The sequence below is a fragment of the Epibacterium sp. HA2-3 genome (genome assembly GCF_055693725.2).
The window spans coordinates 553,553-568,557 of the sequence record NZ_JBVFUL020000002.1 but is presented as its reverse complement, the minus strand read 5'-3'; the positions used below and the strand labels follow the sequence as shown (position 1 = coordinate 568,557).

Here is a 15,005-nt window from a genome sequence, read left to right as displayed (position 1 = left end):
CGTCACCTAGCCCTTCGCCGCGCGGATTTCGCGTTCAAGGGCGTCGAGGAACCGCGAGCGATCCGCCTTCGAGAACCCTTTGCCGCCGCCTTGCATGCCCAGGGGATTGGCGGCGCGCAGGTCGGCCATCAGGTCACGCATCGCCAGTTGCTGGCCGATATTGGCCTCGGTAAAGCGCTCACCATTATGGCGCAGCACCCGCGCGCCAGCCTCGATGCATTTGGCGGCGAGCGGGATGTCTCCCGTCACCACCACATCGCCCGGCCCACAGCGTTCTGCGATCCACATATCGGCCACATCCGCGCCTGCATCCACGATGACGTTTTCCACCAGCGGGTTTTGCGAGGGCCGGAGGCCCCCGTTCGAGACCACAAACATGCGCCACTTGTGACGGGTGGCGACACGCTCTGCCTCGGCTTTGACCGGGCAGGCGTCGGCGTCAATGTAGAGCGCGCTCACTCTGGCGCCTTGTCCTTGGCCGCAGATTTGGTCTCGGTCTTTTTGGCCGGGGCTTTCTTGGCCTTTGAGGGCGCGCGCAGGTCCTTGTATTCATCCGGGATTGGCATCCGGTTGAAGGCATCAAGCCCGGCGATCTTATAGGCCTCGGCCAGGGTCGGATAATTGAAGGTGTTCTGGACGAAATAATCCACCGTGCCTTTGAGGTTCAGCACCGCCTGTGCGATGTGAATAAGCTCGGTGGCGCCTTCGCCGACGATCTGGACGCCCAGCACCCGGCGGGTCTTGAGCGAAAACAGCATCTTCAGCATGCCGTGCTCCAGCCCCATGATGTGCCCGCGCGAGGTTTCGCGGAACCGCGCGATGCCGACCTCATAGGGGACGCCGCGCTCTTTCAGCTCTTCTTCGGACATGCCGCAGGTGGACATTTCCGGCACCGAGTAGATGCCATAGGGGAACCAGGGGCTCTCGGGCACGGTGGGCACATCCATCGCATGACAGGCCGCAACCCGCCCCTGTTGCAGCGAGGTGGAGGCCAGCGATGGATGGCCGATCACATCTCCGGTGGCATAGATATGGGACACTTTGGTCTGATAGGTCTTGCGCTCCACCTCAAGGCGGCCGCGATGATCCGTCTCAAGCCCAACGGCCTTGAGGTTCAGGCGATCCGTGTTGCCCATGCGCCCGGCGGCAAACAAGAGCATCTCGCCACGCACGTGGCGGCCGTTTTCCAGCGTGACCTCAATGTGGCTGCCTTCGTCTTCGATGCTCTCGATCGCAGACCCCAGCCGCAGATCAACACCGTTTTCGCGGATCTGGTGGGTGAACTCCTGGATGAGCGTGCGGTCGATGAAATCAAGGAAGGTGTCGCGCGGCTCGATCAGGGTGACACGTACATCAAGCGCCGAGAACATGGTCGCGTATTCGACACCGATGACGCCAGCCCCCACCACAATGAGCGAGCGAGGGATTTCTGCCATTTCGAGGAACTCGTCACCGTCTACGACGGTTGTGCCGTTGAAAGGCACGCTGTCGGGGCGATAGGTGCGGGTGCCGGTGGCGATTAGGAATTTCTCGCCGGTGACGCGGGTGGTGTCGCCGGCCTCGACTTCGACCTCGACTTCGTTGGGGCCGGTGAAATGCGCCATGCCCGCCAGCATATCGACGTGGTTGCGGTTGAACTGGTGCTCGAGCACGTCAACCTCGTGATCAAGCGTCATATGCAGGCGGGCCTTCAGGTCTTCGGCCTTGATCTGGTCCTTCACGCGGTAGGCGCGGCCATAGAAACTGCGCTCGCGCCAGCCGGTAAGGTTCAGCACGGTTTCCCGCAGGGTCTTTGAGGGCACCGTGCCGGTATGGACAGAGACCCCGCCTAGGCGATCCTTGCGGTCAATCACCAGTACGCGGCGCTTGAGCTTGGCGGCCTGAATGGCGGCGGTGCGGCCGGAGGGGCCGGAGCCGATGACGATCAGGTCATAGTCATATTGGGGCGTGGTCTCGGTCATGATGTTACTCCCGATAGAGGGCGTCGGCGTGGAAGGAGACATGCTCCTCCATGAAGGTGGAGACAAAGAAGTAGCTATGGTCATAGCCCTTCTGCATCCGCAATGTGGCCTCCTGACGGCGGGTGGCAATCGCTTCGGCCAGGCTTTCGGTTTTCAAGAGATCCCCGAACTGGTCGGCGGTGCCGGTGTCGATGAGGACGGGGCCGTCAAACCCTGCTTCGCGCATCAACAGCGTGGCATCATGCTTGGCCCATGCGGTCTCATCATCGCCCAGATAGGCCAAAAGCTGCTTGCGGCCCCAGTCGCTGTTGGTGGGGTTGCAGATCGGCGCAAAGGCGGAAACGGACCGGAACCGACCCGGCAGGTTCATCGCCAGTGTCAGCGCGCCGTGCCCGCCCATGGAGTGTCCGGTGATCGCCTGACGGGACATGTCGAGGTTGAAATTGGCGCCAAGCAGCGCGGGCAGCTCTTCGGCCACATAGTCCCACATCTGGAAATGCGGCTTCCAGGGGTCCTGGGTGGCGTTCACATAAAACCCAGCGCCCTGTCCCAGATCATACGCCTCGTCATTGGCAACGCCTTCGCCGCGCGGCGAGGTGTCGGGAAAGACAATGGCGATCCCCTGCTCGGCACACCAGGCCTGCGCGCCGGCCTTTGTCATGGCGTTTTCATGCGTGCAGGTCAGGCCAGACAGATACCACAACACGGGCACGGGGCCGTCCTTGGCCTCCTCGGGGAGGAACAGGCCAAAAGTCATCTCGCAATTGGTGCTGCTGCTTTTGTGGCGATAGACACCCTGCACGCCCCCAAAGGCGCGGTTTTCGGACACGGTTTCCAGTGACGGTTCCATCCAAGCTCTCCTCGAAATCGGTGTTGGCCCATCGCTAACGGGGTGCGGCGGATTAATCCAGAGCCGGGACGCCGCCTTGAACCCTTTTTGCGCCAGAAGGTTGCGATTGATTGAAGATCGCGTTTCCAAAGCGCGACTCTCTTGCCCGCCGAGGCTGGACAGGGCGCGCGCAAGCATGGAGAACAGGGCGCACGCATGACGCATAAGGAAGACCAGATGACCCTCTTTGAACGCCTCACCCCCGCCGCAGCCACCCCCGAAGAGGAACGCCCCGCGCCGGAAAAGCTGCTGGCTGGTGATCCCGTCTTCACAACGTGGAATGTCGAGGAGGTGGAGGGGCTATATTGCGGCATCTGGCAGTCCACGCCGGGCAAATGGCGCATTTCGTATGATGAATGGGAATATTGTCGCATTCTCGAAGGGCGCTCCATCATCACCAGTGAGGATGGCACCGAATATCCGCTGAGCGCAGGCGACAGTTTCATCCTGCGTCCGGGCTTCAAGGGCACATGGGAAGTTCTTGAAACCACCCGCAAGGACTATGTGATCCGTCTGTGACGCCTCGGACCTGTCGTCACGACACCCAGGCGATCACCAGCGGCACCGTCACGATTGAAACCACGGTCGAAATCAGGATCGCAGCCGAGGCCCGTTGCGGCGCAACGCCATAGTGTTGCGCCAGCATGTAGACATTGCCGGCAACCGGCAGCGAGGCGGCGGAAATCGCCACCGCTGCTGAAAACGGCGTGACAGGCATCAGCCACAAGACACCCGCTGCGACACCAAGGGGGTGCAACACCAGTTTTGCAAAAGAGAGCCAGCCTGCGACCTCCACCCGCTCGGCGGATTTGGAGGCAAGCGAGGCGCCAATTGCAAAGAGCGCACCGGGTGTCGCGGCCCCGCCCAGAATGGCGAGGAAGTCATTCATCGGCGCCGGGATCGGCACTTCACCAGCGGACCAGGCCAGCCCCGCAACGATCGACAGGATCATCGGGTTCCGCAGCAGCCCTATGCCCACTAGCTTGAATGTCCCCAGACTGAGACCCGCACCCCGATGCGCGTTGATGAGCACCACGATCAGCGAAGAAAACACCACCAGATCCACCGCGAGCACCAGCATCATCGGCCCGACGGCGGCTTCGCCAAAGAGGATCACCATCATCGGAATGCCAAGAAAGCCGACATTGCCGATGGCCGCGCATTGGGCCTCGACGGCGGCGGTCGACATGTCCTGCCGCCTCAGCACCGCCACCACGGTCGCCACCAGATAGACACCAAGGGTCCCGGCGAGATAGCCAAGGATCAGGTTGGGGTCGAAAATCTCCGTGACCGAGAGATTGGCCGCAAAGCGAAAGATCATCGCGGAGAGAGGAAAGAAAAAGACGAATTTCGTCAGATAGGCCGTCGCCTCATCGGTAAAAAACCGTGTCCGCCCCGCCCAATAGCCAAGGCCGATGATTGCAAAGAACGGAAGCGTGCGAAAGAAAATCTCAGCCATATCGGGGATTGGTAACGTCAGCTGACCAGAAGAAAAAGACTTTTTGTAGCCCCGCCCCCGCCAGATCACGCGAGTGTCGCTTTCCTGCTGGCTTTGAGTGCGCTATGGCTGAAGAACTGCATGCCGCCACTTGCCACGCAGGCGGGTTGAGCCGCAGAGCGGGCGCACCCCTCTGGATCGGTCTTCAATCGCCGGTTCCGCGGCGCGGTGGAATGCAGAAGACGGATGTGGAACGCAGCCACACCAAGAGGCAAGGGACGGCCTCGGCTGCGTGCGAGGAGGGTGGACAGAGTGACGAACCAACACGCTTCTGCGGTGCGCAGAGGGCGGAAGTTTGACCAGGTGCTGGATGGGGCGCGCAAGGTCTTTTTGACAGACGGGTTTGAAGGGGCGAGCGTCGACGATATCGCGCGCGAGGCAGGCGTGTCCAAGGCGACGCTTTACAGCTATTTCCCCGACAAACGCCTGTTGTTCATGGAAGTGGCGCATAGCGAGTGCGCCCGCCACGCCACCCAGCAGCTCGACATCCCCGCCGGCTCCAGCCCGCGCCAGGTGCTGACGCAGGTTGCGCGCCATATACTGCGGGTGATCCTGTCGGATGTGGGCCAGAAGATCTATCGGATCTGCGTGGCAGAGACCGAGCGCTTCCCGGATCTTGGACGTGAGTTCTTTGCCAGTGGCCCGAAGGTGGAGCGCGAGAGGTTCAAGGAATACCTGCAGGCCGCAACCGCACGCGGGGAGTTGCGGATCGAGGATTTTGATCTGGCGGCGGAACAATGGGCGGCGCTTTTGCGCATGGATCTGTTCCCGCGGATGATCTTCAATCTGCGCGACAGCGTGACGGACTCCGAGATCAACCGCGTGGCCGAGGGTGCCGTGGATATGTTCCTCGCCTGTTATGGCGTTTCTCAGGCCGGGGACGCCGCCTCTGATCGACCCTGACGGACCTGAGACGGGTCAAACACGGGCCAGAGACGGAGCTGAGGCGAGCGGTTGGACGCCATGGGTCTGATGTGACCTCTGCGACGTCGAACACTTCGGCGCTGGGCGAAGTCTTTGCGTTGGGCAAGGGCTGCCATTCCCGCTAGGGTCAGCATATGGTTACACCGCGTTTTGACATCATCGGGCAGGCGATTTCCGATGCCAGCCGCACCCGGATGCTCTGCGAGCTGATGGAGGGGCGGTCCTTTACCAACAAGGAGCTTGCCAGCGCCGCCGGCGTGACGCCGCAGACGGCCACGGCGCATCTGCGGCTTTTGCAGGATGCGGGCCTCGTGGTGGCGGAGAAACGTGGCCGCTGTGTCTTTCACCGATTGGCGGGGCCCGAGATCGCCCAGGCGCTCGAGCAGCTGGCCGCTATTGCGCCCCGCGACAGTCTCTATCGTGCGCAAAAGCGCAAGGCGGGGGGGCTTGCGCAGGTGCGCAGCTGTTACGACCATCTTGCCGGACCGCTGGCGGTGGCGATGACGGATGCGTTGATTGCGCGAGGGCATCTGCGCGAGGAAGGCGGTGGGTTTCATCCCGTCGCGGGTGAAATCTGGGCAGCGCTTGGTGTTTGTCTCCCGGAGGGTTCCACGCGCGCGCCTTTTGCCCGTCCCTGTATGGACTGGACCGAACGGCGGTTGCACATCGCGGGGGGCATGGGGCGGCAGATCTTGACCCACGCGCTGGAGGCGGGCTGGCTGCGCCGCCCGGTGAATGGGGCGGAGCGCGCACGCGGACTGGAGGTGACAGCCCCTGGCCAGCGCGCTCTGCATACGCGGTTGGGGATCGGGGCGGATGTGGCCGGGCTGCTGTGTTAAAGCGTTAAAATGGGCTTGATTTGCGGCGCAAATAGGCTGACCTTGAAGGCATGAACCAACAAAACACCGGCGCATTCCCGTCATCGCCCGAGCAGGTCGTCTTTCACCGACGTGAGCTTTCCGTGATCATGTCGCTCTATGGCCGAATGGTTGCCGCTGGCGAATGGCGCGACTATGGCTTGTCCCATCTGCGCGAGATGGCGGTGTTTTCTGTCTTTCGCCGCACCGCTGAAAACCCGCTTTACCGGATCGAAAAACACCCAAAGCTGCGCAATCGGCAGGGGCAATACTCCGTGGTGGGCATGGATGGGCAGATCCTCAAGCGCGGCAATGATCTGAAAACGGTGCTGCGTGTGCTGGAGCGTAAACTGATCCGAGTGGTGGACTGACCGCACGCGCCACAGATTCCTTCGGGGTGAAGGGTGGCCGTGGCCGCGCGGAGCCCTCGGCTCCGCGCGGCCACGGCCCGGATCGGATCGCTGCGCGATCCGACCGCCTCGACATCACGCAGTCGATTTGAGTGGCTCCCGACAGGTGTCAGGTCAGGCGTTTATGCGCCGTCACCGGCCCGTCGCCCTGTTCTGCGATACGGGTGATCGCGGATTGAAGCGGCTCCAGCGTCACTGCCATCGAAAAGGCGTTGGCATGCAGCAGCGTGAGCGGGTCGCGCACCCAGCCCACATGGCCTTTCCAGAACAACAAGTCGCCCCGCTCATAGGGGGTGCCATCTGGCAAGGTCTGCCCAAGCGCGGCTTCCTGAGGTCCGCTGTCACCGGGGCAGGCAATCGCGCAGGCATGACAGGAGAGCTGCACCAGCCCCGAGCAATCAATGCCAAAGCGACTGTTGCCCCCCCAGAGATACGGTGTGCCCAAAAGCGTTTCGGCCACGGCCACGGGATCGGATGCGCGCTGCGCCAGCGGCATGAGATGCGCCAGTGGCACAAACCCTTGATCAGTCTGTGCAAACCGCCCCTCAGAACCGCTCACCACCACCTGGCTTCCGAGGCTGAGCGACACAAGGTCCGGCGATTTGAAATCCGCCTTTGTGTAGGCGTGGGTCGCCGGGGCGCTGACCCAGTGGGTCGGCGTCAATGGCTCTGCCAGGGCGGTCCCCGGAACCCAGCCCTGATAGCCGTCTTTCTCGGCACGCAGGTGGCACCAGCCGTCAGAGGTCGCGAGGATCTCGACGGTGTCGCCAAGCAGCAGCTGTCGATCGCGGGCGCCCGCAGGAGCCGCGCAGAGATCGACGACGGGGCGGTCAATGCGGGCGCGGGTCATGACAGACCCAGCAGTTCTGGCAGAGCCTGATAAAGCGCCCGCGTGCCTTGACCGACGCCGCCCTTCGGGCGGGCGGGTTGGTTCGACTGGCTCCAGCCAAAGACATCAAAATGCATGTAGCGCGCCTCATCCGCAAAACGGCGCAGGAACAGGGCCGCTGTGATTGCCCCGGCAAAGCCGCCTGCTGGCGCATTGTCGAGATCGGCAATCCCGGGTTCGATCATGGCCTCGTAGGCGTCGTGAAAGGGCAGGCGCCAGACCGGGTCCGCCGCGTCCTGCGCCGTGCTCGAAAGGGTCACCGCATCGCCTTCGCGGTCGGTGAAGAAGGGCGCTATGTCGGCCCCCACCGCCACCCGCGCCGCACCGGTCAGCGTCGCCATTGAGATCAGCAGATCGGGCGTCTCTTCCTGGGCAAACGCCAGCGCATCGGCGAGCACCAGCCGCCCCTCGGCATCAGTATTGTTGATCTCGACCGTGAGCCCCTTGCGCGAGGTTAGAATATCACCCGGGCGGAAGGCCGGGCCGGAGATCGCGTTCTCCACCGCCGGGATCAGCACCCGCAGCCGAAGCTTGAGACCCGTCGCCATGATCATATGCGCAAGGCCCAGGACATTGGCGGCCCCGCCCATGTCTTTCTTCATCAGCGCCATGCTGGCCCCGGGTTTGAGATTGAGACCACCGGTGTCAAAACACACCCCCTTGCCCACCAGCGTCAGCATTGGGCCTTCGCTGCCCCAGCGCAGATCGATCAGGCGCGGCGCGCGCTCGGCCGCGCGGCCCACCGTGTGAATGAGCGGAAAATTCTGCGCAAGGAGATCCGCGCCCACAATGCTGCGCACCTCTGCCCCATGGGCTTCGGCCAGCGACTCGACCGCTTCTTGCAGCTCTGCGGGTCCCATGTGTTCGGCGGGCGTGTTGATGAGCGTGCGGGTAAAGGTCTCGCCCGCCGCCATCGCCTCGATCCGGGCTGCGTCCACGCCATCCGGGGCCACAAGTCGTGCTTTGGCACCGGTGTTTTTGGCATAGCGATCAAAGGCATACTGCGCCATGAGCCAGCCAAAACACTCAACCTCGAGCGACAGATCTGCGGGCAGTTCAGAGGCCAGCGCATAGGTGCCCTCCGGCAGTTTGGCCGCCGCAGCCGCCAGCAGGAAGCGCTGACGCTGGCGACTCTTGGGGGTGCCTGCGCCGATCAGCGCGCCACTAAGGCTGCCATCCGGTCCCGGCAGAACAACCACCTGGCCCCAGGACGCGCGAAATCCCATGCTGCGCGCCCAGCCTGCGGTGGCGCCGTCCTGTTCGGCAAGCCAGGCGTCCAGCGTGCGTTCGGTCACGATGTGAAGGGGAAGGGCCGCATCGGTTGCGGCTGCAAAGGTCGGTACGGCCAGATTGGGCACGGCAAAATGGGGCTGCATGGACAGGTCCTCTTAATATGGCTTGGGTCTATCACCTCTTGCCACCAGAGTATCCGTCGCAGCCGCCGCCGCAAGCCCAACCGGGCCGAACCTTAAACCTACATGGATGCGCCGCTCAGGCGGCGAGTCCGTCAGACCGTCAGGTCGTGTTGTTCCCAAACCGCAGTCAGAGAGCTTTCTCCCACGCGGATCAGGCGGAACAATGTTGCCGCCACCGCCGGTGAGTCATCGGCATCAATGGCGTCGGTTACATCGCGCGCAATATTGGCCATGGCCATCATGCCGATCTGTTCGGAAATCGCGATCAGCGAGCGCGCGCTCTTGCGCAGATTATCAATATCGTCCTGGCGCCACAGGCGTTCGCAATGCGTCAAACGCACGGCAAGCTCCTCAATGGCGCGACAGACCACGTCTTCGGCACTGGTTTCCCCAAGCTGCGAATAGAGTTCGCTGAGCTTTTTCGGGTCCAGATGGACGTTTTCCCTATGTTTGACTGTCAGTATGTTAGCCACCACAATTCACCCCGTATTCGGTATGCCCCCACGGCATGCGTCCAATTTGCGCCGCACTGGTTGTCAAAAGGTTTCCAAGCGCTGCGTAAATCTCTCGAATTTGGTGAGAATTGCGGTTATCAACCCCGTCAGTCGACAACCCGAGGTGAACTCATGGATTACGCAAAGCCCCTGCCGCACTACCTGGTAACTCGTTACCACGGCTGGAAGGCCACCTCTTATGAGGAGAACCAGGGCTGGTATCGTCGGCTCGCCAAAGAGGGTCAGCGCCCGCGCGCCATGGTGATTTCCTGCTGCGACAGCCGGGTGCATGTGACCTCGATTTTTGGCGCCGATCAGGGCGAGTTCTTTATCCACCGCAATATCGCAAATCTGGTGCCACCCTATGCGCCCGATGGCGACCATCACGGCACCTCGGCCACGGTGGAATATGCGGTGACGGTGCTCAAGGTGGCGCATCTGATCGTGCTCGGTCACTCGCAATGTGGCGGCGTGCAGGGCTGTATCGACATGTGCAAGGGCCATGCGCCCGCGCTTGAGGAAAAGACCAGTTTCGTGGGGCGTTGGATGGACATTCTAAAGCCCCGGTTTGCCTCGGTCGAAGACATTGCAGACCCCGATGAGCAAGCGCGCCAGTTTGAACGTCAGGCGGTGGTGGCGAGCCTCGAGAACCTGATGACTTTTCCCTTTATCGACAATGCCGTAAAGGCGGGAGAGCTCAGCCTGCACGGGCTTTGGACCGACATTGGGGAGGGCGGACTGGAGTGCTACGACCCAAAATCAAACAGCTTTCTTCAGGTCTGAACATAGCGCGAGATCGCGCGCATCCTGCCGGATCGCACCTCGCGGGGCGGGCCGCAGGGGCAGGGCATGTCAGTCCCGCGCGGCGCCCTTGAGCATCTGCGCAGCCTGCGCGTAGCCGCCTGATGCGCCATCGACAAAATGCATGTGGTCGTCCTGCAAGGGCGAGGGGACGATGCAGGTCACAAGCGCTTCGGCCTGAACATGCAACCCATAGCGCGCGACCCCCTCGGCCTGCGCCTGCTTCAGCAAACGCTCGAGCGTTGTGCGGGTTTTGGCGTCGCAGTCCAGAGTCATCTTCAAACCGTCGTCAAATTTTCGGAAATCTGCGTTTGTCGCAATCGTGCTGCGGTAGTGCGTCGGGTCAAAAGACCCGGCCGGGCGCCCGCGCAGGAATATCAGACCCGCAAAAGCGGACTGAAAAAACAGCATCAATTTGCGCAAAATTGCGGGGGCATTGCCGCGCAGCAACCGGGCTTCGATCCCAAGTCCGGGCGGTGGGAATCTGAGCTTGGGACCGGTGGCCGGCAGCGGATGGCCGGCGCGCTCGGTCTGGGACACTTCGGACAGAATCTGTGCCACCAGAGCATCAAAGGCAGCAGGATCGGTGTTGGCATGCGGCAGCACCAGAAGTGACAGGATCTCGCCATTGACGGCGGGCACATTGTCCCAGCGGCACGAGAGCCCTTCAAGATCAGGGGGGGCGACCGGGTCGGCAGCAGGGATCTCGTAGCGGCCTGCTTTCATCTCTTCCTCGAGCCACGCCAGCCCCCCGCCGTCAAACATGGCGTAATCCAGGTGTGAGGAGGCGGCAAAGCGTGCCACCCGCACATCCCGCCCTGCATCGCGCAGGTCCGCCACCGGCAGAAGGGCGGCGCGCAAGGCGACATCAAACTCCTGTGCAACCCAGGCGCGCAGTTTTGCCAGCTCTTGACGCGCGCGATCTGCCAGATGCGGCGGCACCGCAAACGACGTGCCATCGCCGCCGAAGACAAAGGGAAAAGGCGCATGGTCAAAGGCATTCATCAGCGCAGCGATCGCCGATGCGCCGATCATATTGACGGTTTTATACTGCCCGCGTGCCAGCAGGCCGGTGGAATCGACAATATCGCAGCAGCCCACGTACCATTCCTCCGGCAAGGGGGTGAAGCGGGTGCCGCCAGTCAGATTTTCAAAGGTCTGAACCTTCTGGAGGGAGTCATAAAACGGGTCCGCGCGGGTCATGGCGTGCCTTCTTTAAACCTGCCAATTCTGGCAATAATCAACCGTGAACTGGCGCGCAAACCCGCTGCGACAAGCTGCGCTCGCGCAGCTGTGACAGGTTGAAACCGCACCGCGTCGGGACTTTTGTCATGAAAAGCGAAATTTATGTGGAACAAAACCGCCGTCCGCGCAGTTTTGGTCCAAATCGCGCCTTTTAATGCAGGCGCAGAAACTATATCACACCGCGAGCCGGTCATGGGGCCGGACAGAATTGGAGAAACTAACATGGGTTATCGCGTCGTTGTCGCCGGCGCCACGGGGAACGTGGGCCGTGAAATGCTGAACATCCTGGCCGAGCGCCAGTTCCCGGTGGATGAGATTGCCGTTCTGGCATCCCGTCGTTCGCTGGGTACTGAGGTCACATTTGGCGACAAGACCCTGAAGACCCAGGATCTCGACACCTTTGACTTCACGGGTTGGGACATGGCGCTCTTTGCCATTGGTTCGGACGCCACGAAGAAATACGCGCCCAAGGCGGCGGCGGCGGGCTGTGTCGTGATCGACAACTCTTCGCTTTATCGCTACGACCCGGATATTCCGCTGATCGTGCCCGAGGTGAACCCGGAGGCCGTGCACGGCTATTCCAAGAAGAACATCATCGCCAACCCCAACTGCTCCACCGCGCAGATGGTTGTGGCGCTGAAGCCCTTGCATGACCGCGCCAAGATCAAACGCGTTGTGGTCTCGACCTACCAGTCTGTTTCCGGCTCCGGCAAGGACGCCATCGACGAGCTCTGGGATCAGACCAAGGCGCATTACAATCCGACCGACGATTACCAGCGCAAGGTCTACCCCAAGGACATCGCCTTCAACGTGATTCCGCATATCGACGTGTTCCTCGACGATGGCTCCACCAAAGAAGAGTGGAAGATGGTTGCGGAAACCAAGAAGATCGTGGACCCGTCCATCAAGCTGACCGCGACCTGCGTGCGCGTGCCGGTGTTTGTGGGCCATTCCGAGGCGATCAACATCGAGTTTGAGGACTTCCTTGATGAAGACGAGGCCCGCGACATCCTGCGCGAGGCACCGGGCATCATGGTGATCGACAAGCGCGAAGACGGCGGCTACGTGACACCGAAAGAATGCGTTGGCGATTTTGCCACTTTCATCAGCCGCATCCGTCAGGACTCCACACTGGATAACGGTCTGAACCTGTGGTGTGTGTCGGACAACCTGCGTAAGGGCGCGGCGCTGAACGCGGTGCAGATCGCAGAGCTTCTGGGCCGTGAAGTCCTGAAGAAGGGCTGATCGCCAGATAGAGAGAAGGGCAACGCCTGACCTCTCGGTCGGACGGTGAGAGACCTTCTATCGGCAAAGACATGACTATCGAGAGGCGTCCCACTGGGGCGCCTCTTGCGTTTTCCTCCCGAGCAGAAGACGCTCGGTGCATCCTATTGTCAGCTCGGTGATTTTGATGCGCTTTGTTCTCTCTTCCGTCCTTGTTGGGGCTGCGGCCCTGTTGTCCACGACCGCATTGGCGGAGACCTTCACCGCCGCAAGCCGCGTCAGCGCGGTGACCGTCTATCCCAGCGAGGCATTGATGACCCGCACCGCCGAAGTGACGCTGCCCGCAGGCCGTCACCGGATCATCATCACGGGAATGCCCTTTGTGGATGAGGTGGAAACCCTGCAGGTGACGCATCCCGGCGTGCGCCGGGTCGGGCTGTACCTGCGCGAGAGTTTTCCGGTTCTCGAGGAGGCCGCGACCCCCGAACAGGCCACGGCTGAGGCTCGGGTGGCGGAGATTGAGGACCAGATAGATGCGCTGCGCCAGACCGCAGAGGAGGCGCGACTGGCGGCGCAGGGCGCCGAGGCAGCGATCGCCTTTCTGAGTGCCCTTAACCGGGGCGAGGGAGCGGCACTGCCCGACCCCGATCAGTTGCGCGCTCTGGTGAGCACGGTGCGCGAGGAAACCGCCGAGGCGCGCGAAACCATTTTGCGGGCCAAAGCGCAGGAGCGCGGGTTTCAGCGCCAGATGAAGGATCTCAAAGCAGATCTGGCCCGTGCACAGGCGGAGCTTCAGGCGCTGTCGCAGCAGGATGAAGAACAGATGTTCCTCGCGTTGGATGTCGAGGCGGATGAGGAGGTGACGGTGCCGCTCAGCCTCAGCTACCCCAATGATGCGGTGTCATGGGGGCCGTCTTACGAGTTCAATCTGGAAACAGGGGTGAGGCCGCAGGTTACCTTGCGCCGGGATGTGATGATCCAGCAGGCCACCGGCGAGGACTGGGTGGATGTGGCACTGCGGGTCTCTACCTCGACGCCGGATCAGCGGATCAATCCGCATGACCTGCGCCCCAATCGGCGCTGGATTGAGGACGCGTACGAGGCCAAACAGCGGTTCACATCAGAGAGCCAAGTGATGAGCGACGTCGCCGAGCTGGCAGTCGAGGCCCCGACTATAGTTGAGGAAGCCGGTTCGTCATTTGGTGCCGTCGCCAGCGAGGCGGGGGTTTCTTACAGCTTTGACGTGCCGGTCAGCCTGCGCTCCGGGGCGGAGCTGGCCTATCTGAACCTTCCGGACGTCACCTTTAGCGCTGAGGTCTCCGCCCGTGCAGCGCCGCGCCGCGATCCCACCGCCTTTCGCATCGCGCGCATTGTGAACACCAGCGGCGAGGAATTGCTGGCCAGCGCCAACAGCCGCTTTCTTGTCGACGGAGAGCTGATCGGGTCCGGGTATTTCGTGGGGCTGACCCCCGAGGCCGAGCAGGATCTGGGCTTTGGCCCCATTGATGGGTTGCGCATCAAACGGGATCTTCTGGATCAGAGCGAAGGCGGGCGCGGCGTGATCTCGCGCAGCAACCAGCGTGACACCGTGGCGGAGATCGAGGTGGAAAACCTCACCGGTCAGGTCTGGCCGTTGCGGGTGCTTGATCTGGTGCCCTTCAGCGAACAGGAGGATCTGGAAATCACATGGTCTGCAACGCCCGCGCCCTCCGAGGAAAACGTCGACAAACAGCGCGGAATCCTCGCCTGGGATCTCGATGTGTCGGCAGGAGAGACGCGCACCATCAGCCTCAAGACCCGCCTGAGCTGGCCTGAAGGCATGGTCCTGCGCTGAGCGTCGCGCGCGGGTCGCCGGCCTGTTGCAACCCGCAGGACACCGCCCGCGCGCTCGTTCTAAAGTATATCAAACTCTTCCTTTGCGCCCCGGACCCAACCTTTGAACGCCCCATTTTCGCCACGCCCCAGGGTAATCTGAACCCGGAGTGGATGAGAGGGTGAAGAGATGACCTATCGTGATGACAAGACCGACAACGAAGACCTGGCCTACGGACAGACCCCCTGGGGTTGCGCAAGCACGCGCAAGCGCCTCGACTCGGAATCGATGATGCTCCTGCGCGCAAATCTGAGCGAGCCGCTCAACCGCGCGGACAGCTGGCCGACCCTGCGTGAACTGCTGCGCGGCAAAGGGTTTGACATGAAGCGTCGCGAAGGCCGCCTGCGTTTGGTGGATCTCCAAAGTCGGGTTGAAATCTGCACCTTTGGGCTCTTGGGGCATCCGCGCGCGGAGCTTGAAAAGCGTTTTGGCGCGCCGATGCAGGCGCATTGATCCGCCGGAAATTGGCAAGGCCGCTCGGGAACGTGAGCGGCTTTTGCACCTGTTGAGTTCCGCAATCTTTGG

At 62.2% G+C, this 15,005-nt stretch carries 16 protein-coding genes; 8 read left to right on the top strand and 8 right to left on the bottom strand.

Annotated features, from left to right (window positions below; genetic code table 11):
- Positions 1–6: 6 nt before the first annotated feature.
- From ACZ1HH_RS17210 to fghA, 3 genes are read right to left on the bottom strand one after another with little or no spacing between them, the layout of a single operon-like run.
- Complete coding sequence (locus ACZ1HH_RS17210; protein WP_011537061.1) at positions 7–459, bottom strand: YaiI/YqxD family protein; 453 nt, start codon at positions 457–459, stop codon at positions 7–9.
- A complete protein-coding gene (gene sthA / locus ACZ1HH_RS17205; protein WP_011537062.1) occupies positions 456–1,961 on the bottom strand; it encodes a Si-specific NAD(P)(+) transhydrogenase in 1,506 nt (501 codons plus the stop codon). The genes ACZ1HH_RS17210 and sthA overlap by 4 nt, the downstream gene beginning before the upstream one ends.
- 4 nt (positions 1,962–1,965) lie before the next feature.
- Positions 1,966–2,799 carry an S-formylglutathione hydrolase gene (gene fghA, locus ACZ1HH_RS17200; protein WP_416370127.1) on the bottom strand — a complete coding sequence of 278 codons (834 nt, stop codon included), beginning with the start codon at positions 2,797–2,799 and terminating at the stop codon, positions 1,966–1,968.
- A gap of 228 nt (positions 2,800–3,027) precedes the next feature.
- On the opposite strand from fghA, the gene ACZ1HH_RS17195 reads away from it, so the two are divergent.
- Entirely contained in the window at positions 3,028–3,369 is a 342-nt protein-coding gene (locus ACZ1HH_RS17195; RefSeq protein WP_472635629.1) for a cupin domain-containing protein, read from the top strand.
- Positions 3,370–3,385: 16 nt separating this feature from the next.
- Here the strand turns inward: ACZ1HH_RS17195 and ACZ1HH_RS17190 are convergent, their stop codons facing one another.
- Positions 3,386–4,309, bottom strand: a complete 924-nt coding sequence (locus ACZ1HH_RS17190; protein ID WP_472635481.1) for an AEC family transporter — start codon at positions 4,307–4,309, stop codon at positions 3,386–3,388.
- A 291-nt stretch (positions 4,310–4,600) separates the two neighbouring features.
- Between ACZ1HH_RS17190 and ACZ1HH_RS17185 the strand changes: the two genes are divergently transcribed.
- From ACZ1HH_RS17185 to ACZ1HH_RS17175, 3 genes are all read left to right on the top strand, one after another.
- Positions 4,601–5,251 carry a TetR/AcrR family transcriptional regulator gene (locus ACZ1HH_RS17185; RefSeq protein ID WP_011537066.1) on the top strand — a complete coding sequence of 217 codons (651 nt, stop codon included), beginning with the start codon at positions 4,601–4,603 and terminating at the stop codon, positions 5,249–5,251.
- Positions 5,252–5,406: 155 nt separating this feature from the next.
- Positions 5,407–6,111 (top strand): ArsR/SmtB family transcription factor, encoded by a 705-nt coding sequence (locus ACZ1HH_RS17180; protein ID WP_011537067.1) that lies wholly within the window; start codon positions 5,407–5,409, stop codon positions 6,109–6,111.
- Positions 6,112–6,161: 50 nt separating this feature from the next.
- Positions 6,162–6,500 (top strand): DUF2794 domain-containing protein, encoded by a 339-nt coding sequence (locus ACZ1HH_RS17175; protein ID WP_472635480.1) that lies wholly within the window; start codon positions 6,162–6,164, stop codon positions 6,498–6,500.
- Positions 6,501–6,648: 148 nt separating this feature from the next.
- Here the strand turns inward: ACZ1HH_RS17175 and ACZ1HH_RS17170 are convergent, their stop codons facing one another.
- The 3 genes from ACZ1HH_RS17170 to ACZ1HH_RS17160 form a co-directional block, all read right to left on the bottom strand.
- On the bottom strand, positions 6,649–7,389 hold the full coding sequence (locus ACZ1HH_RS17170; RefSeq protein ID WP_472635479.1) for a C40 family peptidase: 741 nt from the start codon (positions 7,387–7,389) through the stop codon (positions 6,649–6,651).
- Positions 7,386–8,804: a leucyl aminopeptidase family protein gene (locus tag ACZ1HH_RS17165; RefSeq protein WP_487320457.1), complete on the bottom strand. Its 1,419-nt coding sequence runs from the start codon at positions 8,802–8,804 to the stop codon at positions 7,386–7,388. The genes ACZ1HH_RS17170 and ACZ1HH_RS17165 overlap by 4 nt, the downstream gene beginning before the upstream one ends.
- Positions 8,805–8,935: 131 nt before the next feature.
- Positions 8,936–9,316, bottom strand: coding sequence for a hypothetical protein (locus ACZ1HH_RS17160; protein ID WP_011537071.1), 381 nt, complete (start codon positions 9,314–9,316; stop codon positions 8,936–8,938).
- A gap of 153 nt (positions 9,317–9,469) precedes the next feature.
- Here ACZ1HH_RS17160 and ACZ1HH_RS17155 point away from each other — a divergent pair, with 153 nt between their 5' ends.
- A complete protein-coding gene (locus ACZ1HH_RS17155; protein WP_011537072.1) occupies positions 9,470–10,120 on the top strand; it encodes a carbonic anhydrase in 651 nt (216 codons plus the stop codon).
- Between the two features lie 69 nt (positions 10,121–10,189).
- Here ACZ1HH_RS17155 and ACZ1HH_RS17150 read toward each other — a convergent pair whose 3' ends face one another.
- The gene (locus ACZ1HH_RS17150) at positions 10,190–11,341 is read right to left on the bottom strand and encodes a DUF3095 domain-containing protein (protein ID WP_487320456.1); all 1,152 of its coding nucleotides are present in this window, start codon (positions 11,339–11,341) and stop codon (positions 10,190–10,192) included.
- A 264-nt stretch (positions 11,342–11,605) separates the two neighbouring features.
- Here ACZ1HH_RS17150 and ACZ1HH_RS17145 point away from each other — a divergent pair, with 264 nt between their 5' ends.
- The 3 genes from ACZ1HH_RS17145 (at position 11,606) to ACZ1HH_RS17135 (ending at position 14,933) form a co-directional block, all read left to right on the top strand.
- Positions 11,606–12,628 carry an aspartate-semialdehyde dehydrogenase gene (locus tag ACZ1HH_RS17145; protein WP_011537074.1) on the top strand — a complete coding sequence of 341 codons (1,023 nt, stop codon included), beginning with the start codon at positions 11,606–11,608 and terminating at the stop codon, positions 12,626–12,628.
- A gap of 166 nt (positions 12,629–12,794) precedes the next feature.
- The gene (locus ACZ1HH_RS17140) at positions 12,795–14,441 is read left to right on the top strand and encodes a DUF4139 domain-containing protein (RefSeq protein WP_472635477.1); all 1,647 of its coding nucleotides are present in this window, start codon (positions 12,795–12,797) and stop codon (positions 14,439–14,441) included.
- 168 nt (positions 14,442–14,609) lie between these two features.
- The gene (locus ACZ1HH_RS17135) at positions 14,610–14,933 is read left to right on the top strand and encodes a hypothetical protein (RefSeq protein WP_011537076.1); all 324 of its coding nucleotides are present in this window, start codon (positions 14,610–14,612) and stop codon (positions 14,931–14,933) included.
- The last annotated feature ends 72 nt before the right edge of the window (positions 14,934–15,005 follow it).

Coding starts and splice junctions, on each gene's coding strand:
- ACZ1HH_RS17175 (WP_472635480.1), top strand. CDS start 6,162: ATGAACCAACAAAACACCGGCGCATTCCCGTCATCGCCCGAGCAGGTC.
- ACZ1HH_RS17150 (WP_487320456.1), bottom strand. CDS start 11,341: ATGACCCGCGCGGACCCGTTTTATGACTCCCTCCAGAAGGTTCAGACC.
- ACZ1HH_RS17170 (WP_472635479.1), bottom strand. CDS start 7,389: ATGACCCGCGCCCGCATTGACCGCCCCGTCGTCGATCTCTGCGCGGCT.
- ACZ1HH_RS17145 (WP_011537074.1), top strand. CDS start 11,606: ATGGGTTATCGCGTCGTTGTCGCCGGCGCCACGGGGAACGTGGGCCGT.
- sthA (WP_011537062.1), bottom strand. CDS start 1,961: ATGACCGAGACCACGCCCCAATATGACTATGACCTGATCGTCATCGGC.
- ACZ1HH_RS17165 (WP_487320457.1), bottom strand. CDS start 8,804: ATGCAGCCCCATTTTGCCGTGCCCAATCTGGCCGTACCGACCTTTGCA.
- ACZ1HH_RS17190 (WP_472635481.1), bottom strand. CDS start 4,309: ATGGCTGAGATTTTCTTTCGCACGCTTCCGTTCTTTGCAATCATCGGC.
- ACZ1HH_RS17180 (WP_011537067.1), top strand. CDS start 5,407: ATGGTTACACCGCGTTTTGACATCATCGGGCAGGCGATTTCCGATGCC.
- ACZ1HH_RS17140 (WP_472635477.1), top strand. CDS start 12,795: ATGCGCTTTGTTCTCTCTTCCGTCCTTGTTGGGGCTGCGGCCCTGTTG.
- ACZ1HH_RS17135 (WP_011537076.1), top strand. CDS start 14,610: ATGACCTATCGTGATGACAAGACCGACAACGAAGACCTGGCCTACGGA.
- ACZ1HH_RS17155 (WP_011537072.1), top strand. CDS start 9,470: ATGGATTACGCAAAGCCCCTGCCGCACTACCTGGTAACTCGTTACCAC.
- ACZ1HH_RS17195 (WP_472635629.1), top strand. CDS start 3,028: ATGACCCTCTTTGAACGCCTCACCCCCGCCGCAGCCACCCCCGAAGAG.